The sequence below is a fragment of the Bacillus sp. CDB3 genome (assembly GCF_002081505.1).
Taxonomy (GTDB): Bacteria; Bacillota; Bacilli; order Bacillales; family Bacillaceae_G; genus Bacillus_A; species Bacillus_A cereus_AT.
This window is the reverse complement of sequence record NZ_ALBR01000034.1, coordinates 13,892-31,700: the sequence shown is the minus strand read 5'-3', so window position 1 is coordinate 31,700 and position 17,809 is coordinate 13,892. Positions and strand designations below refer to the sequence as shown.

The window sequence follows — 17,809 nt, the reverse complement described above, 5'->3', positions numbered from 1 at the left end:
ACAAGGCTAAAAAACTTATCTCCAAAGTTCTTTAGCCTTGATCACTTGTTACACATTAAAAAATATTATTCGTACAACGGTACCTTTACCAACTTCTGAATGGATTTCTACACTATGTCCTAATTGTTTCGTAATTTCATATACAAGATAGAGCCCCATTCCAGTTGATTCTTTAAAATCTCTACCGTTTTCTCCTGTAAAGAAGGGTTTGAATACTCTTGGTAAATCTTGCTTCGGTATCCCTACGCCATTATCGATAATTTCAAGCACAACTGTATTACCTTCCTTACAAGCTTTCACTTTAATCTTTTCTCTACTACCTGATGAATATTTAATTGCATTCGATATAATTTGTCCAATTAAAAATTGTAGCCATTTCGCATCACTTTCTACAGTAATGCCCTTATCAATTTCAAGCTCTGGATATACGAATTTCCGGATAAAAAAGCGTTTATGTTCATGTACAGAATCATTCACTATTTTATGTAGTTGTACTCTTTCCACATAAAAATCTTGTGTAAATGCCTCTAAACGTGCGACATACAGTGCCATCTCTAACCCCTTTTTCAACCTATCCGTTTCCTCATTAATACTTTCAAAACGCGAATCCACTTCATCTTGTGTAATTAATTCTATTACAGATAAAGGTGTTTTCATTTGATGAATCCACTGATTCATAAAGGTTAAATGATCATTATTTTTTCTCTCTTGTAACTGGAGCTGATTTTGATAATGTCGATATTGTACTTCGAGCAAATCTTGGAGAGCAGTAGATAAAACTGCAAAATCAGATTTTTGAACAGATTCATCCAAAGATTGCATTGGGTTTGCTAAACGCTCATAAAAAGATCGATGTGTAAAATAACGAAATACTAAATAACTTACCATAAAAAAAGCACCTAAAAACATTGCATATAATGCCGTTGAAATACGATTATGCCCATCAAACCAATAAACTAAGAATATGGCTAGTAGTTGGATCGCAGTAAAACAAATAAGGGGTATATGATCACGTATAAACAACCTTATCATTTTTCCATACCAGTATCCCAAGTAATATGCAATCTATATCCAACACTACGAATTGTTTCAAGTGCTCCTTCAATTTGTAACGTTTTTAACTTTTTACGCACACGTGTTGTATTTACACTTAATGTATTATCATCTACATAGGATTCACTATCCCATAATTTATTTAATAATACTTCCCTACTCACAACACGCGGATAGTTTTTCATTAACATCTCTAATAAAATGGCTTCGTTTCTCGTTATATCAATCTCTTGATTCCTAAGTTTTAATACAAGTCTTTCGGGATATAAACTAAGACCTTGTTGCTCAACCATTCGTTCTTCTAATTTCGGTGCATAGTCTCCATAAGCACGTCTTAAATGACTACGAATTTTCGCCATTACAACTTCATAATGAAACGGCTTCGGAATAAAATCATCGCCACCATTTTCTAACGCCATAACTTGATCCATCGTACCTTCACGGGCCGAAATAAATAAAATCGGACATGTAGAAACCCCGCGAATTTGACGACACCAATAGTAACCATCAAAACTTGGTAAATTAATATCTAATAAAACTAACTCCGGTTGTTCTTCTAAAAATATGTCTAACACATTTTGAAAATCCGTTACAATAATTCCTTGGTAACCGTATTTCGCAACATATGTTGATAATAGCTCCGCAATTTTCATATCATCTTCTACAATCATAATTTTGACCATTTCTGAACTCCTTTTTGATCCACAATCTCAAATATACTTATATAAATAAATACTACCTCTTTTCACAAAATCCGTAAAATAGAAAAAGAATACTTTTATACAAAAGTATCCAGGCTGTGGAGAAAGTCTTCTCCACAGCCTGTTTTTGTGTCTGAACCTCTTTTTATGTGTCAACACTGATAAAAAAGAGGAAAAGGAGAGATTTCTTATGATGGGTGCTTTAAAAAATCATCGCGATGAACGTGTATCTGTTTCTGTAGAAGAGTTAGTTCCACAAGATCATTTCCTTCGTGCGATTGAAGCGACAATTCGTTTTGATTTTATTGAGGAGAAGTTACGCCCTTATTACTGTGAAAACAATGGACGTCCGTCAATCCATCCTATCGTTTTATTCAAAATGATGTTTATTGGATATTTTTATGGTATTCGTTCTGAGCGTCAATTGGAAAAGGAGATTAAAACGAATATCGCCTACCGTTGGTTTTTAGGGTTTTCTCTATCAGATACTATTCCAGATCATTCTACAATCAGTTGGAATCGCCGTACCCGTTTTATTCATACAAATATTTTCGAAGAAATTTTTGATGAGATTGTGAGGCAAGCGACGGAGAACCGGATGGTGGGAGGACGTGCACTGATGACAGATTCTACACATATTAAGGCCAATGCTAATAAAAATAAATTTGTACATAAATATAAAAAAGAAAAGGCAAAGTTTTATATAGATGAACTAGAAGCTGCGGTAATCGAAGATCGTGAGGTACACGGAAAAAAGAATTAAAACCTAGAAAGGAAAGTGATACCCCTACTAAAAAAACTCGTATAAGCACTACGGATCCAGATAGTGGATTTTTAATGAGAGATGGAAAACCGAACGGTTTTCATTTCTTAGATCATCGTACAACTGATGCGAAGTACAATATCATTACAGATACCTATATAACGGCTGGAAATATGGCAGATTCCGAGCCGTATTTAGCACGTCTACAAGCTCAAATTAATAAATTCGGATTTAAGGTGGAAGCTGTAGCTCTTGATGCAGGCTATTTTACAGGTTATATCTGTAAGAAATTATCAGAAAGAAATATATTTATGGTGATGGGGTATCGCCGATTTGGAAAGCGAAATAAAGAAGTACCGAAAAGCCAATTTAAATATGTAGAAGAAATGAATGCATTTGCTTGTCCGATGGGATGTATTTTAGAGTATGCGACAACGGATCGCGAAGGATATCGTCAATATAAATCGAATCCAGAAGACTGCGCTGTTTGTCCGCTACGTGAGGTGTGCTTTTCAAAGAAACAGAAACAAAAGTTATCACTCATCATGTATGGGAGAAATATAAAGATATCGCTAGAAAAAACAAGCTAACAGTTACAGGGAAAAAGTTGTATAAAGTACGCTGTTCAACTATAGAGCGAAGCTTTGCGGACGCCAAAGAACTCCATGGCTATCGATATGCTCGGTTTCGGGGGCTGAAGTCTGTCCAAATGCAGGCTTATCTCACCTCAGCTTGTCAAAATATGAAAAAAATAGCCCTCCATCTGACCAAAAAGGGTCTGGTGGAGGGCTATTTTTCTAAATTCTATTATTTTATGTTGTTTTCATTTGCTAAAATCAAAAAGATTTCAGAGTGTTGGGAACCCTAAAGGGTTTCCCAACACTCTGAATACTTTTATACAAAAGTATCCTTTTTCTATTTTTTCTTATTTAATATGAAATTCACTTAGAGAAAATCCTAACTTCTCCACATATTCCCTTCCTAGTTCCATCCGCGCCGTTTTTAGTGGATCCACAACTTGGCAAATTTTCAAATTACCTGCTGCTGATAATAAAAGAGTTGCATCAGCTTTAGACATTTCTAATTCTTCATGTAAAAATGTCACCATATTACGTACAGCGCGACTAGCTGCATCATCTAACAATTTCTCTGAAGCAATTGTCATTATTTTTTCTTTTTGGATAGCCATTGGTAGTGGCCATTTCTTTTCTTTTATAATTTGAACAGTTACAGTTACCTCACCAGCAACCTCTACTCCACTAACACCAATTTCACCATCACCCATCGCAGCGTGTAGATCACCTAATGCTAAAAGAGCACCAGGAACATTTACAGGTAATAATAACATTGTTCCTTCTTTTATCTCTTTACAATCCATATTCCCGCCATGATCATGCGGTGTGCCACATGAAATACTCTCTTCTTTCGGTGCAGTACCAATCACACCAATCATTGGATTAATTGGAATTTGCAGTTCATTTGATAATGAAACATATCCATTATGTATTGGGACAATTTTTACTGTATTTTCATTTAACTTATCACCCATTACACCAAGGTTCGCACCTGTCGTTAAAACGCCCTGCCCTGCAATTTTAATCTTTTCAATCGTTACGACTAAAATATCGCCAGGTTCTGCGCCTTTAATATATACAGGTCCAGTTGCTGGATTAATTCGATTCCAATCTAACTCTTGAAACACAACATCTTCAGAATCAATTTGATTTTCAAAGCAGTCGTACGTTTCAAATACAATCCGACTCCCCTTGTCTACTTTTATACATGGCTCATTATTTGGTGACATTGCATAAATGATGTGTTCTTTATGAATTCGATACATACTACCTCTCCCTTTCCATTATTATCTTCTATAACTAATTAGCTTTAATTCATACAAGCTCCTTGTTAAAATTAAAAGTTATTTTCAGATTACAAAAGCACTTAGCTCATTTTGAAACATACACTCTTTACTATAACAGTTATAGAAAGGTGGTATCACTATGCCCCTTATTCCATACAACGAAAGTGACGTTGATTTACTAGCACGTTTAATCCGTGCTGAAGCTGAGGGCGAAGGACGACAAGGTGAACAACTTGTTGGATGTGTTGTAGTAAATCGTGTATTTTGTGATTGCTTAGATTTTAAAGACCTTCGATCTGTGCGTGATGCAGTATATCAAAGCCCTGGCGGATTTGAAGCGGTTCAATACGGATACTTTTATCAACGTGCCCGTGAATCAGAAAAAGAAATCGCAAGAAAAGTTTTACAAGGTGAATGGCGCTGGCCAGCACGATGGGCTCTTTGGTATTTCCGTCCAGTTGGAGCTTGTCCACCTGAATGGTATAATCAGCCGTTTGCAGGGCAATTTAAAAGCCATTGTTTTTACGAACCACGTGGTGATGAATGTCCAAAAATGTATTCACGATAGTAAAAATTAAGCAACGCAAGTACTCAATAGAATAAGTACTTGCGTTGCTTTTAACTATATTTTAGAAATCTAATAATGTGACGAATTTTCTGGTGCCTACCGCATGTATTAATAATGGTATACGTGGACCATTTGATTGATTCATAATGAGCCTATATAAAATGGTAAATAATTGTTTTTGATTTTCTTTCATTATTTTTTTATTTTCATGATGACAAATCGTATACAATTGCTCCATTAGTTTAGAATGATCGTTATTAGAACGAATTATTTTACAAACTTCTACTAGCCATTTTTTCTGCCGTTCATCTAATGTGTTATAAAACTCCGTATTTTTCTCTTTATTTACCGCAATTAATTTTTTAGATTGAAAGTTTCTTATCCAATACTCAGCACGATTACTTATCGCTATCATTTCAGGTAATGCATAGCTCCTATCTATTTTCTCTAATATATCTTGTAAAATAGATGAATCAAAATTTAATAACGGTAAAGTTCCTGCTACTTGATTAAACTTTGGATACTCTTTAAATCGGCTATCAAGTCTAGAAAGTTTAATTGCAGCAAATAAATCTTCATTTTTGAGTGTTTTATTTTCATAACTATCCTTCAATCTCTCATACTCTGTATAATTGCGAATCACATCTTCATCAAGTCCAATATGAAAAGCTGCGCCGGGCCTATATTTTGCAAACATAAAAAGAATCACTTCTGGTACATACACTTTTAATAAGTCGCTAGGTGTAATACTATGCCCTGAAGAACTGGACATTTTTTCATGATGTCCTTTAATTCCAATGAAATCATAAGCAACGTATTCAGGGGCTTCATAATTGAATATTTCCCTTGCAATTTCTTTTGATACATTATAACTACCAGTTTCCGATGAATGATCTCTTCCGCCTGGTTCGAAAATAACATCCTCTATCATCCATCTCATCGGCCAATCGATTTTCCAATTCAGTTTTATTTGACTTGTATTTAATACGGATAATTTATTTTGATTTCCACATTCACAGTCATACCGAACTGTTTTTAATACTTCATCAAAATGTGTAATAGTTGTTGCATCTTTCCCGCAGCTCTCACAATATAACGTAACGGGATAAAAGTTTTCTCTATCTTCTTCTCGGTGTATTCCTGTTTTAAAAACCCATTAAAATATCATATATTTCTTTTCTTTTATACAAAGACTCTAATATGTTTTCGTTATACCTTCCGCTTCTATATTCAGCATGTTGATATATGAATTCCACTTCAATCCCAAATGCTTGGAGCGATTTCTCAAACTCTTTTTCAAAATGATCCGCATATGAGTTATGACACCCATGCGGATCAGGGATATCACAGTACGGCATACCAATGTATCTTCCAAAAGATGGATCAATATTTTTAGGAACTTTTCTAAACCTGTCATAGTCATCCCATGAAAAGATAAAACGAGTCTTTTTCCCTAAATCTTGCAGAGCCCTTACAACGAAATAAGTCGTTACTATTTCACGGAAGTTCCCAATATGAACAGAACCCGATGGACTAATTCCAGCTGCACAAACAAAAGTTTCTTTGTTTGGATGTTTTCTAATTAATTCATGTGCTACTTCATACGCCCAATGCATATACTCACCTCAATTGTATTTTTGTTTTCACATTTTCAGTTTTATACAATAAAAAAACTCCCACCCCCAAGATTATTAATCTTGAGGACGAGAGTTATTAGCTTCGCGGTACCACCTCAGTTTGTTAATACGTCACCATATTAACCTTTTCAGGTACGGCAAAATATGCTTATACCCTATCTCTATAACGGGAGAACCCGTCGCACCATCCCTAAACAAATTAGTTCCTTGCGCAGCTCCAAGTCTTTTTTCGTTAAGATGTTTAACCGCTCTTTCTCAGCTACCAGAGCTCTCTGTATGTATTCATTCTTAACTACTCTTCTCTTCAATGCCATTTTGAATATTAGTTTTTACATATGATAATTTATAACGAATTCATTGTCAAATTTTTCTGAACGAAAACAAATAACATATAACTATCTAAAAAAATGTTTTATCGCCTTCAGTTGAATTTTATGACTACATTCATCACAACAATATTTCCCCTCCGGATTTCTCTTGAATTCCCTATATTTTCCGCTTCCTTCGTATACGCGAAATACATTTTTACATGAAAAATAGACAATTTCATAAAACATCATATGCATTTCCCTCCCCATGGCTATACGCTATTTTCGAATTACGTGATAAGGTCCTCTTTTCTTACACTGGAAATCTTAATTTCATTTCAGTGAAAGGTTTACCTCTCTTCTTATCGAACTTTATATATAGCTTTAATGAATAGAGGTGAAACATATTGCTCAGAAATATAGAATTAGTCGTTGATGCTAAGGCGAATTTAGGGGAAGGTCCTTGCTGGGATGAGAAGAAACAATTATTATACTGGGTTGATATTATCGAGAAAAAATTATGTCTTTTTAATCCTGTTAAAAAAACAAACCGAGCGATCACTCTCGACCAACAAATCGGTTGTGTTGTTCCATATACGAACGATGAAGTTTTAGTAGCAATGGAACAAGGCTTTTATTCTCTTAATCTTGACACAAAAATACTTACACATATTTATGACCCTGAACCAGATTTATTAGAAAATCGCTTTAACGATGGAAAATGCGATCCAGCTGGCCGCTTTTGGGCGGGCACTACAGACTTATACGGTATTAATGCTGCTGGTTCCTTGTATTGTTTAAACAATAATTTCAACGTAGATAAAAAAGTTGCACATGTAAATACGTCAAATGGTATAGCTTGGTCCCCTGATCATACATTTCTTTATTTCATTGATACACCTACAAAAAAAGTAGTCCGTTTTCATTATGATATACATACTGGTGTAATTAGCAATCCAACAGATGTTATCATCTTCCCTGAAAATGAAGGTATACCCGATGGCATGACAATTGATGTAGAAGGTTGTTTATGGATTGCACATTGGGGAGGCTCGAAGATTACTAGATGGAATCCCTTTACTGGAAAACAGATTTTAAGTATTCCGATTCCTGCTTTATATGTAACGTCGTGTACATTTGGAGGACCTAATTTGACCGATTTATATATCACAACAGCCCGAACAAGAATGACGGATACGGAATTAAAACAGTACCCACATGCTGGTGGTATATTTCGAATTCAAATGAATGTTAAAGGTTGTCCAACCTATTCATTCCGCCATGAAACTATTGGAGCTGAAACACTATGAACAGAATCGATTACATAAGACAAGAAGAGAAAAAATATCACGATCTTTGCTATGAACAATACAAATTATTCGAAGCAGGATCTTGGCTGTATAAACCTGTTAAAACAGTTATGGACATGCTGAACTATTTTGAAGGACAGAAAGACCTACAAATACTTGACCTTGGCTCTGGTGTCGGTAGAAACAGTATTCCGATTGCACAAAAAATCACGAATAATGGCGGCACTGTTACTTGTGTTGATCTACTCGAAACGGCTTTAATGAAGTTACAAGTTTATAGCAAAGAATATGGTGTATTTGAATACATAAAAACGGAACATTCAGCAATTGAAGACTACTATATTGCTCCTAATACTTATGACTACATCGTTGCGGTATCAAGTTTAGAACATGTCAGATCAATAGAAGATTTTAAAAAAGTGCTTCACTCTATGAAAAATGGAACAAAGAGTGGTGGTATCAACTGTTTAATAGTCAACTCTAACATTCAAGAAATTGGCTTGGGAACGAATCAAGAATTAGATGCTTTAGTTGAAATTAATCTTTCTACTGAAGAAATGATACTTGTACTAAAAAGCGTTTATACTGAATGGCTAGAAGTAAAAATTGAAATTAAAAGTTTATCGTATGATATTGTACGTAACGGAAAACACATTAGATTAAAAACGAATGCGATTACTTATGTCGTTCAAAAAATGTAGTATATGCGAGTGGGGAAAATCTTTATTTTATCCAGTCACCACTCGCATATTTATGTAAATTTTATTCCATTGTAATTACAATTTTCCCTCTAGTATGCTGACTTTCACTCAAAATATGAGCTTCTCTAACTCCTTTTTCATTAAACGGAACAACCTTACTAATGATTGGTTTAATTTTTTCAGCTTGAATCAAACCTGATAATTCGTATAATTGCTTTCCGCTTGGTTTTAACCATAAAAATCCTGATTTTATCCCTTGTACTTCATGTGCCGGTTCATGAACGATAGAAACTAGAACACCACTAGGCTTAATAATTGGAAAACTTTTCTCTTGTACTTCTCCGCCGATTGTATCTAACACAATATCATAATCCGATAGTAGCTCTTCAAATTTATCTTTTTTATAATCAATAATGAGGTCAGCACCTAAAGACTTTAAAAACTCTTCATTTTTACTACTTGCAGTTGTAGCGACAAAGGCCCCAAATGATTTCGCGATTTGAATTGCAAAACTACCTACTCCACCAGCTCCAGCATGAATTAATACTCGATCATTTTCTTTTATTTGTGCGTAATCAACAAGACTTTGCCAAGCTGTTAGTCCTGCAAGAGGTATAGACGCAGCTTCTTCAAAACTAATATTATTTGGCATATGTGCTACTAAGTCTGATTTCACTGTAATGTATTCAGCGTAAGAACCTTTCCCTATATTTTCTGGTTTCGTAAACACTTTATCACCTATTTTGAAATGGTCCACATCTTCTCCAACTTCTTCAATTACTCCAGCAACATCTAAACCTAATGTAATTGGAAATGAAAATTGTAGCTTCTCTTGTAATTCTCCCTTTCTTATTTTCCAATCAACAGGATTAACAGATGTTGCGTGTATGCGTATTAATACTTCATTACATTTAATAACCGGCTTTGGAACTTGTCTTTCTTGTAATTTTTCAACACTACCATATTGATCAATAATAATTGCTTTCATTTCCTCTCCTCCTTTCTGTTAATTTTAATAACTAACAATTATTTTTCAAAATTTTTCGTCTTAAATGATAATAAATATGTTTGGAGGTGATATTTATCGCTACTAATTAAGTATTATGAGTGCAAAAAGCATGTACCTAACTTTAATACAATTTAGTTTCCGGATAAGAAACAACAAAAGTTTTATTTTCTTTAATTTTAATGAAACGGAGAGTGTACTATGAGTGAACAAATTTTCAAAGTAAACGGTATTAATTTATGTACAGAAAGCTTTGGCAATCCTAATAACCCAGCAATATTATTAATTATGGGAGCTACGTGTTCAATGGTTTATTGGGATGAAGAATTTTGTGAAAGGTTAGCTAGCACAGGAAGATTTGTCATTCGCTATGATAACCGTGATGTCGGGCGCTCTATTACATATAAGCCTGGGACTTCCAATTACACTGTAGCAGACATGGCTGAAGATGCAATCGGGGTACTCGATGCGTATCATATTGACAAGGCACACCTTCTGGGCATGTCATTAGGAGGTATGATTGCTCAAATTGCTGCAGTAAAACACCCAGAAAGAATTTTGACCTTAACATTACTAGCAACAAGCGTTATTGGATCTGATAACAATACTCGTGATTTGCCTCCAATGGATGAAAGAATTTTGACACATCATGCTAATGGTGCAAATTTAGATTGGACAAATAAAGATGTTATAGCGAAATATTTAGTTACAGGATCACGTCTACTCTGTGGGCCAAAGCGTATATTTGATGAATCAAGAACTTTGAAACAAGTAAAACAAGAAATAGAACGTGCTAACAATCTATTAAGTATGTTTAATCACGCCCTCCTAACAGGTGATAATTCTTATGAGGGTATACTTAAATCAATACTGGTACCAACTTTAGTAATTCATGGTACGGACGATACAGCTCTTCCACTTGAACATGGACTCGCACTTATTGACGAAATTCCGAACTCAAAGCTATTAACCCTTGAAGGTACAGGACATGAGAATCACCACGATGACTGGGATAAAATTATTAAAGCAGTTTCAGAACATATATCCTATATAAGATAAGGATAACTTTTAGAAGGGGCACAAATTGTTTTGTCCCCTTCTTATTTATAGATATTACGATACAATAACAAAAGCCCATCACTGTATTCCTATGTATAGTGATGGGCTCTACCTATTTTTTTCTATGTTTAAAAAAATGGACAATCTAACTGATCAACAGATTCCCACGATTTTTTTTTACATTTTCGATGGATTTACTATTTTCTAATGGTACGTTTTTAAATGGATTCATTTCAACTTTTAATAGAGATGATGGTTCTACATATAAAGAAAAAACATGGCTACTTGGCAAGGTTTTTGATACATCAATATCTCCTACTTGTTTAAATAATTGCTGGGCTGCAAAGAAAAAGAAATTAGTTGGATTAGATTGTTTATTAAGCCAAGCAATCATTTCAGGCGATACTGATTTATTAATATTAATTTTCACTCGATCACCACGTTTATATCGCCTAGATCGCATACTTCCACCAACTAACTTATCGTTAAGTTTGTAAACCCTAACTCTTTTTGCTTATGCTCTCTATATTTTGGCGAGCATGTGTATACTAATAACCCACGAGCATTTGTAAATAACGGATTATCTACAAAAATCACATTTTTCAAGCGTCCTTTTTGTTTTAAAATCATTTTCAAGCTATTTTTAATAATAACTGCGCCCCCACCGTAAATAAATACATATGGATCGTCTTTCATATCATCAATTTTGTTAATAATATCTGTTGCGACACGTGCAGCTAAACCTAAAAACGCTGGTTGCGATTCCTCAACTAACAATGCATTTCTCGGGTGTTTTTCATTTAAATATATTTGGTTAAATTCTGTAATACTATCAATTGTTTTCGTAGGATATTTCCGATTCCATCTTGTAATAATTTGTAGTAACGTTTCTTTTACACCGTACGATAACCCTTTACTTAATTGCGGACGGAAATTTACCCCTAACGAAACAACTTCTTCTGTTGTCCCCGCGCCAATATCAAAAGATAATAATGTTTTATCAACAAAATCAATTTCTGAAACTTGATTTTGTTCACATTCTATTTTATGTTTCACAACATTTCCTTCTTCATCATATACAATACCCCACGTCCCAGAAGCGCCCTCAGGCAGGCATTTACAAAACTCAATAGAAACATTAATCGTAACATCGCGTCCGTTCGGATAATGGAAAACAACCTTATGATTTCCCATATAACGTTTTGCATTTTCAGCTGCTATTTCTTGTGTAATAAGCTGCATAGGAAGAGCGACCGATAAATCATAACGAATATTAATATGACTTGATGTTGGACTTTGACGCATAGCACTTACTGCTAAACCCGATAGTATTGTAATAACCATTAGCTCATCCGTCGACTTATTCGATTTCTTCTCCACTTCAGTACCTTTTAATTGATCTTGAATCACTTTTTCTCCAACGATGTATCGTACATTATTTAACATTAGCGATGGAGAACTAATGGTCACATCAATGTGATTCTCTAATTCTGATAATGATACATCTCCCTCATCTAACAGTCCTGTAGGCTCTCCTATATATAAAGAATAAATACTCGGGATAAAAATAGGGTCCTGCCCTTTCACCATTAACTTCAAACCGTTATTTCCTGCATCTGCACCAGCTTTTAAAAGTATAGACATAACTACCCCCTAAATTAATCTGACATCCCTTCCAAATATATGCGAGCCTATTCTTTTACATTCAAATGTAATGTAATTTTTTATTTATCTTTAAAACAAAATACTATACACCTTCACCTTTCGTGTAAAAAGTATTTGACATGAAACTTTTCAAATTTTATACTATAGGTGTAAAGAGTTTTTTACAAAGGTGGAGGTGCAATTATATATTGGATACTAAAAAAACTATTTTTGTAATCATAATTTTTTCTTTAATCGCTATACTTGTACATGGCACATATAAATACATAACTGAAGGTTCAATTTTGGGCGGGACTATTTTCGCTGCCTCTTTAATACTTAGTAAATTAATTAATCATCTTACATGGGGAGATCCCCACGGTGTGTCAGAAGAAAGTCAGGATGAAATGGGACAGCAAATTACATATAAAAGCTTTAAAATCGCGTATTTTGTTCTAGTAGCTGTTATGTTTCTTATATTATTCTGGTCAGAAGGATTTTCTATGGGTTCCAATTTGGATGGTGTAAAAAACCTTCCCCTATTTATAGCACTTTGTTCTTCATTCTTTATTTATCCTATAGTTGAACTCATTGTCGCAAAACAATATAAATAAAAAAAGTGGTTTTCTGCAAATAGAAAACCACTTTTTTAATACATATCTTCCGCTATTGCTTTTAACTTATTCACAGTCCGCCAATTCCTTACTGTAGCTGGCGTATGTAATTTTTGAAACTGGTTCATTAGTTTAGAATTCCGAATGCTTTTTTTGAAAAACAAATACACAACATTCTCATCTATATAACAATCTTCAGTCTCATTTTTTAGCATAAGCAGCTGATTCTTTTCTTTTTCAGGAAGTACATTTGCTAAAAAGGCAACATGCATACTTTCTCCTTCTAACAATGAATTTGCTTCATAAGGACATTTGTTTATAATATTTATAAATGCCTCATTTGTTCTTAACATAACTGGAACATCGAAATCAAAAACATTTTTAATTTCACATTCAATTCGTTCCTTTAAAAAACTTATCTCTTCTTCTGACTCAAACACTACATTTCCACTTTGAATATATGTTTTCACTTTTTTTAACCCTATTGATTCAAAGATTTTTTTCAAATCCAACATTTTGATTACTTTATGTCCACCTACATTAATTCCGCGTAGTAGTGCAATATAAATTGTCATAACAACACACCTCACATTTTAACAGTCCTAAAAATCGGATATATTTACATCTTCATATTCCTCGGATATTTGCATTGATTTTTCTAACAAATCATGTAATAAAAAAACTTACTACATGATTTTCTTCAAGGGTAAGCTTTGTTATCTTATTATGTCGTTATAGGTAAATGTAATATGAATTGTTGTCCGATTGGTCCCATTCTTCTAAACCCTTTATCTTGAAATCCAACTTTCTCATATAACTTTTGTGCCGGAATATTTTTTTCATTTACAGCAAGAATCACTTCATTTTTTATTGGATAATAATATTTTACAAAGTCTTGTAATAACGCCAATGATTTTTTAGCATATCCTTTCCTTTGTTTATTGTGATTGATAGAAAAAGAAGTTAAAAGTATAGCATCTTTATTTTCTGTAAACTCCTGTACACTGTCACCCGTTTGTAATGCAAAAACACCGACAGGTACTCCGCTAAAGTCCAAAATAACAACTACATTTTTAGTTCGATCATTTTTCGCTTTCTCCAGTAATTCACCTGGATTCGCGGTGAATCGCACTTGTTCACTTGGTAAACTAAATGATTCTATTCTCTCTTTATACTGCTCCTTATACGGAACTAATTGTATTTCCCCTGTATGTATGTTCATGCTTAACTCTCTCATTTTTTTATCAAATTAACTTAAACCTTGCTGTGTTTTAGACTGCACTTTTCCATCCAAAAATGTTATTTCAGCAAATGATTTTGGATCGCTTCCTTTCCAAGCAAAAATTTGTTTAATTTGTGTAGAATGTTCTACCCCTTCTTCTATGAGTAAATCCCCTTCAAAACCGATTAATTCTTTCACTTCTAAATAAGTCATTCCTTCATTAATATTTGAGAAATGATTTATATTAATGGACTCTTGCTTTTTATTTTCCGTTATTGTAGAAGACGTAGCCGTTTTCTTCTTCACTTCTTTCTTCTGATCACACGCTGTCATACTGAAACATATGCATAAACTACCTAATATGAGTGCGCTTTTTTTCATCATAACGGTTGTCCCTCCCCTCATTATTAAACCATATATTCTCTTGAAAATAAACTGAATATTTAATCTTACAGAAAAATCCCGTACAATTTAGTACGGGATTTTCACTATTTTTTCAAATGGTTATTTGACTGATCTTCTTGTTCTTTTCGTAGTTCTTGTTCTTCATCTTTTGGTAATTGTTTATCATTATCTTTAATTGGATTCGTTTCTCTATTTTCAATCATATCATTTGGAACTTGTGGCATTACTCGGCCAACAATTGCTGCTAATTCATCAAGTATACCCTCACCAGTTTTACCATTCTTAATTTGCTTTCCTATTTGTTTTAATCTTTCATACGTATCAACATCTGCTACAACGACTGCATTAGCACCATTGGGATCATTCTTCAAACTTTCTGCAACAGAATACTTAATTGACTCCACGCGAGTTCGATCAAGTTTCGCTTTTACATCAATACCTACAACAGCATATTTCCCAACTACTACTGCTGTCGCATCGTTTACACCAGGTATACTTGCAGCTAAAGATGCTAAATGATCAGCAGCTTTTTCGTTTGGCTTATTTGATTTATTCGTATACGTAACATTTTTCATCGAGACATTTTTTTGTTCTGGCTTTTCATTAGGATTGTCTTTTTTTCCAATACTACATCCAGTAATAACGAAACAAAGCATTAACATATATATAATGATTTTCATTATTTTCACCACTTTATCATTGATGTTTAATCATAAATTTTTTCAACAGCTTGCATCTTCTTCACTTTTTCTTCTGCTCCATTATTTGCGTTAATGAAAATTTGGTATGTATCTTTCCCTAAAGTACCAATAAATTCATAACAAAGTACTTCATTATGCAAGTCATTTACTACTACAGCTTTACGTTCTTCCATAATTTTTACATCGGGGTTAATTTTCTTTCTCGCCTCAGCAGCAGTTAGTTTCGCACTCGGAATTGTTCGTTTTTGATGCGATGCTAAATATTCCTTTGCGGAAAAACCAACAATCGCCCCATCATCTAAAGCAATTTTCATTTGGATTGCTTCTGGATAAATACGCACTCCATTTTCATTTACAACGTACGTAAACACACCGATATTATCATATTGAGAGCTATCAAACAGCTCCATATTTGTAAACTTATGATCCTTTAAAAATGCCAATCCTTTACTTCCTGCATCATTTAAACTAATTTTTTGCTCTTTAATTTCTCGGTTATTCATTACCCAAATTGGATATCCACCTTTTTCCGGTAATATCCATATAATACTCATTGTTCGTTGTTGGATCTTGAATTTTCAGACTGTAGAATGATTCTTTTGCACCTTTTCCACTTTTCTCGACTTCTACTTTTTCATTCCCTTTTAAGTTTAAAAATGATTTCGCGATTTTTTCCGCTTCCTCTTTTGAAATAGCCTTTCCTTCTGCTTCAAATCCACCTTTTTTATTCTTTTGTGCACTTGTAAAAGTCGGTCCGAAGTTTGTAGAAGAGTATGACGTTACATTCTTCTCAACTGTTTTTAATCCATCAATAATTGTGTTATCTGCTGGATCTCGATTTGAAGCAAGTGCCATCTCTACGTCCATCCAGCGTAAATTGTTTTTCAACACCAGATGCTGCACTTTTCTCAGTTCATCTTGTATATTTCCTGCATTTGAATATAAACCTTGTAACGTTTTATATTCTTGATCATTTAACGGTTCTTTTTCTAAATCACGAACCGCTGCACGATAACTAAAATCACCGATATTCGCTAAAAATTCTTCCGTTTTATTAAACGGCATTAATGTTAATGGTAGTTGCCCTACATCTGAACGGGCTTCGGATGTTAAACGCCAAACATCTGCTAATGCTGGTGATAAAGATGAACGTGAATTCATCGCAAGCGTTGTTCCGATTTTATCGTGTAATAGGTCAACCTCATACGCTAAATCATGAAACGCGCGCTGATAACTATTTTCCGCTCTAATTAATACCGCATTCTTCTCTTGATGCTCTTTATAGCCCCAATATCCTGTTCCGACTACACCTACTGTTAATAGTACAATGATAATACCTCGTAACATGTTTCCACCTCCGCTCTATTTACAGAAAATATGTTTACCGATTTTTTTAATTTGTGGACGAGTCCAAATCCATTTACTTGTCGCAGTATCTGGATTGAAATAATACAGTGCATTCCCTGTTGGATCCCATCCATTAATCGCATCTAATACAGCCTTTTTCGCTGTTTCATTTGGAGTTAAATAGATTTGTCCATCCGCTACTGCTGTAAAGGCTCTCGGTTCAAAGATTACACCGGAAACAGTATTCGGAAACGATGCGCTTGTGACACGATTTAAAATAACCGCGGCCACTGCTACTTGTCCTAAATATGGCTCACCACGTGACTCTCCGTATACAGCGTTTGCCATTAGCTGAATATCATTTTGAGAATAACCGTTTGGAACATTTGTCCCTTTACTTTGTGGTGGTTTATTTTCTTGTGCAGTACCACCGCTATTCCCTTTATTAGTTGTAGTACCTTTATTAGTTGTAGTACCTTTATTAGCAGTCGACTTATCATACTTTGTTGCCTTAACAAGCATTTGCTTCGTTTTAGCCCCTGCTAAACCATCAATCGGCAATCCGAATTTTTGCTGAAAATTTCGAAGCGCCCAATATGTACCCCAGCCGAAAACACCATCTACTTTTCCTGTATAAAATCCGTTATATTTCAAACGAGATTGCAATTCAATGACATCTTCTCCAGATGCACCTCTTTGAATCACTTGATTAGAAAAGGCTTCTACATTTTTTATTTGCATACTACTTACGATTAAAGATAAGCCAATAAAAGTAAGTAGAGCTGCTATCTTCAAAAACCCTTTTTGACGCATATGTTTCCCTCCTTAATTACAGAATGAATTCATGGTTATGTTTTGTAAATGTGAAGCTTTTATGTAAAGAAGACAAAAAAAGACAAGCTTATACGC

16 protein-coding genes, 4 pseudogenes and 1 other annotated feature are annotated in these 17,809 nt (G+C 34.2%); of the genes and pseudogenes, 6 read left to right on the top strand and 14 right to left on the bottom strand.

Going from position 1 to position 17,809, the window contains the following annotated elements; translation table 11 throughout:
- Nucleotides 1–48: 48 nt before the first annotated feature.
- On the bottom strand, nt 49–1,032 hold the full coding sequence (locus CDB3_RS10765) for a sensor histidine kinase (RefSeq protein ID WP_128854475.1): 984 nt from the start codon (nt 1,030–1,032) through the stop codon (nt 49–51).
- Nucleotides 1,029–1,736 (bottom strand): response regulator transcription factor, encoded by a 708-nt coding sequence (locus CDB3_RS10760; RefSeq protein ID WP_128854474.1) that lies wholly within the window; start codon nt 1,734–1,736, stop codon nt 1,029–1,031. Before CDB3_RS10760 ends, CDB3_RS10765 begins: the two co-directional genes overlap by 4 nt.
- A 208-nt stretch (nt 1,737–1,944) precedes the next feature.
- Here CDB3_RS10760 and CDB3_RS10755 point away from each other — a divergent pair.
- Nucleotides 1,945–3,385 (top strand): annotated as a pseudogene (locus CDB3_RS10755) (IS1182 family transposase).
- Nucleotides 3,386–3,442: 57 nt separating this feature from the next.
- On the opposite strand, the gene CDB3_RS10750 reads toward CDB3_RS10755, so the two are convergent.
- Nucleotides 3,443–4,357, bottom strand: a complete 915-nt coding sequence (locus CDB3_RS10750; protein ID WP_128854473.1) for an acetamidase/formamidase family protein — start codon at nt 4,355–4,357, stop codon at nt 3,443–3,445.
- A 160-nt stretch (nt 4,358–4,517) separates the two neighbouring features.
- Here CDB3_RS10750 and CDB3_RS10745 point away from each other — a divergent pair, with 160 nt between their 5' ends.
- Nucleotides 4,518–4,946, top strand: a complete 429-nt coding sequence (locus CDB3_RS10745) for a cell wall hydrolase (protein ID WP_128854472.1) — start codon at nt 4,518–4,520, stop codon at nt 4,944–4,946.
- Nucleotides 4,947–5,007: 61 nt separating this feature from the next.
- Here CDB3_RS10745 and lysS read toward each other — a convergent pair.
- Nucleotides 5,008–6,562 (bottom strand): annotated as a pseudogene (gene lysS / locus CDB3_RS10740) (lysine--tRNA ligase).
- Nucleotides 6,563–6,642: 80 nt separating this feature from the next.
- Nucleotides 6,643–6,900, bottom strand: a binding site (T-box leader).
- A gap of 78 nt (nt 6,901–6,978) precedes the next feature.
- Entirely contained in the window at nt 6,979–7,149 is a 171-nt protein-coding gene (locus CDB3_RS10730; protein WP_128854469.1) for a DUF2197 domain-containing protein, read from the bottom strand.
- A 149-nt stretch (nt 7,150–7,298) separates the two neighbouring features.
- On the opposite strand from CDB3_RS10730, the gene CDB3_RS10725 reads away from it, so the two are divergent.
- Both CDB3_RS10725 and CDB3_RS10720 read left to right on the top strand, forming a co-directional pair.
- Nucleotides 7,299–8,201 (top strand): SMP-30/gluconolactonase/LRE family protein, encoded by a 903-nt coding sequence (locus tag CDB3_RS10725; protein WP_128854468.1) that lies wholly within the window; start codon nt 7,299–7,301, stop codon nt 8,199–8,201.
- A complete protein-coding gene (locus CDB3_RS10720) occupies nt 8,198–8,902 on the top strand; it encodes a class I SAM-dependent methyltransferase (protein WP_128854467.1) in 705 nt (234 codons plus the stop codon). Before CDB3_RS10725 ends, CDB3_RS10720 begins: the two co-directional genes overlap by 4 nt.
- A 61-nt stretch (nt 8,903–8,963) precedes the next feature.
- Here the strand turns inward: CDB3_RS10720 and CDB3_RS10715 are convergent, their stop codons facing one another.
- The gene (locus tag CDB3_RS10715; RefSeq protein WP_128854466.1) at nt 8,964–9,890 is read right to left on the bottom strand and encodes an NADP-dependent oxidoreductase; all 927 of its coding nucleotides are present in this window, start codon (nt 9,888–9,890) and stop codon (nt 8,964–8,966) included.
- A 219-nt stretch (nt 9,891–10,109) separates the two neighbouring features.
- Between CDB3_RS10715 and mleBCA the strand changes: the two genes are divergently transcribed.
- Nucleotides 10,110–10,967, top strand: coding sequence for a BCA family alpha/beta fold macrolide esterase (mleBCA, locus tag CDB3_RS10710; RefSeq protein WP_128854465.1), 858 nt, complete (start codon nt 10,110–10,112; stop codon nt 10,965–10,967).
- Between the two features lie 128 nt (nt 10,968–11,095).
- Here the strand turns inward: mleBCA and CDB3_RS10705 are convergent.
- Both CDB3_RS10705 and CDB3_RS10700 read right to left on the bottom strand, forming a co-directional pair.
- A pseudogene (locus CDB3_RS10705) lies at nt 11,096–11,430 on the bottom strand (hypothetical protein).
- 11 nt (nt 11,431–11,441) lie between these two features.
- The gene (locus tag CDB3_RS10700) at nt 11,442–12,611 is read right to left on the bottom strand and encodes a ParM/StbA family protein (protein WP_098766611.1); all 1,170 of its coding nucleotides are present in this window, start codon (nt 12,609–12,611) and stop codon (nt 11,442–11,444) included.
- Nucleotides 12,612–12,820: 209 nt separating this feature from the next.
- Between CDB3_RS10700 and CDB3_RS10695 the strand changes: the two genes are divergently transcribed.
- The gene (locus CDB3_RS10695) at nt 12,821–13,225 is read left to right on the top strand and encodes a hypothetical protein (protein WP_128854463.1); all 405 of its coding nucleotides are present in this window, start codon (nt 12,821–12,823) and stop codon (nt 13,223–13,225) included.
- A gap of 35 nt (nt 13,226–13,260) precedes the next feature.
- On the opposite strand, the gene CDB3_RS10690 is transcribed toward CDB3_RS10695, so the two are convergent.
- The 6 genes and pseudogenes from CDB3_RS10690 to sleB form a co-directional block, all read right to left on the bottom strand.
- Complete coding sequence (locus tag CDB3_RS10690) at nt 13,261–13,800, bottom strand: DUF1697 domain-containing protein (RefSeq protein WP_128854462.1); 540 nt, start codon at nt 13,798–13,800, stop codon at nt 13,261–13,263.
- A 149-nt stretch (nt 13,801–13,949) separates the two neighbouring features.
- Nucleotides 13,950–14,447: a GNAT family N-acetyltransferase gene (locus CDB3_RS10685; protein ID WP_128854461.1), complete on the bottom strand. Its 498-nt coding sequence runs from the start codon at nt 14,445–14,447 to the stop codon at nt 13,950–13,952.
- 27 nt (nt 14,448–14,474) lie between these two features.
- On the bottom strand, nt 14,475–14,831 hold the full coding sequence (locus tag CDB3_RS10680; protein ID WP_128854460.1) for a hypothetical protein: 357 nt from the start codon (nt 14,829–14,831) through the stop codon (nt 14,475–14,477).
- A 104-nt stretch (nt 14,832–14,935) separates the two neighbouring features.
- A complete protein-coding gene (locus tag CDB3_RS10675) occupies nt 14,936–15,532 on the bottom strand; it encodes a YhcN/YlaJ family sporulation lipoprotein (protein WP_071746127.1) in 597 nt (198 codons plus the stop codon).
- A gap of 26 nt (nt 15,533–15,558) precedes the next feature.
- Nucleotides 15,559–16,900: pseudogene (gene ypeB, locus CDB3_RS10670) on the bottom strand (germination protein YpeB).
- Between the two features lie 15 nt (nt 16,901–16,915).
- Nucleotides 16,916–17,713: a spore cortex-lytic enzyme gene (gene sleB / locus CDB3_RS10665; RefSeq protein WP_128854459.1), complete on the bottom strand. Its 798-nt coding sequence runs from the start codon at nt 17,711–17,713 to the stop codon at nt 16,916–16,918.
- Nucleotides 17,714–17,809 lie beyond the last annotated feature (96 nt).

What these genes read in the sequence shown, in the direction of transcription:
- CDB3_RS10730 (WP_128854469.1), bottom strand. Translation starts at nt 7,149, where the DNA reads ATGCATATGATGTTTTATGAAATTGTCTATTTTTCATGTAAAAATGTA.
- CDB3_RS10765 (WP_128854475.1), bottom strand. Translation starts at nt 1,032, where the DNA reads ATGATAAGGTTGTTTATACGTGATCATATACCCCTTATTTGTTTTACT.
- CDB3_RS10690 (WP_128854462.1), bottom strand. Translation starts at nt 13,800, where the DNA reads ATGACAATTTATATTGCACTACTACGCGGAATTAATGTAGGTGGACAT.
- CDB3_RS10700 (WP_098766611.1), bottom strand. Translation starts at nt 12,611, where the DNA reads ATGTCTATACTTTTAAAAGCTGGTGCAGATGCAGGAAATAACGGTTTG.
- CDB3_RS10685 (WP_128854461.1), bottom strand. Translation starts at nt 14,447, where the DNA reads ATGAACATACATACAGGGGAAATACAATTAGTTCCGTATAAGGAGCAG.
- CDB3_RS10760 (WP_128854474.1), bottom strand. Translation starts at nt 1,736, where the DNA reads ATGGTCAAAATTATGATTGTAGAAGATGATATGAAAATTGCGGAGCTA.
- CDB3_RS10745 (WP_128854472.1), top strand. Translation starts at nt 4,518, where the DNA reads ATGCCCCTTATTCCATACAACGAAAGTGACGTTGATTTACTAGCACGT.
- CDB3_RS10715 (WP_128854466.1), bottom strand. Translation starts at nt 9,890, where the DNA reads ATGAAAGCAATTATTATTGATCAATATGGTAGTGTTGAAAAATTACAA.
- mleBCA (WP_128854465.1), top strand. Translation starts at nt 10,110, where the DNA reads ATGAGTGAACAAATTTTCAAAGTAAACGGTATTAATTTATGTACAGAA.
- sleB (WP_128854459.1), bottom strand. Translation starts at nt 17,713, where the DNA reads ATGCGTCAAAAAGGGTTTTTGAAGATAGCAGCTCTACTTACTTTTATT.
- CDB3_RS10720 (WP_128854467.1), top strand. Translation starts at nt 8,198, where the DNA reads ATGAACAGAATCGATTACATAAGACAAGAAGAGAAAAAATATCACGAT.
- CDB3_RS10750 (WP_128854473.1), bottom strand. Translation starts at nt 4,357, where the DNA reads ATGTATCGAATTCATAAAGAACACATCATTTATGCAATGTCACCAAAT.
- CDB3_RS10680 (WP_128854460.1), bottom strand. Translation starts at nt 14,831, where the DNA reads ATGATGAAAAAAAGCGCACTCATATTAGGTAGTTTATGCATATGTTTC.
- CDB3_RS10675 (WP_071746127.1), bottom strand. Translation starts at nt 15,532, where the DNA reads ATGAAAATCATTATATATATGTTAATGCTTTGTTTCGTTATTACTGGA.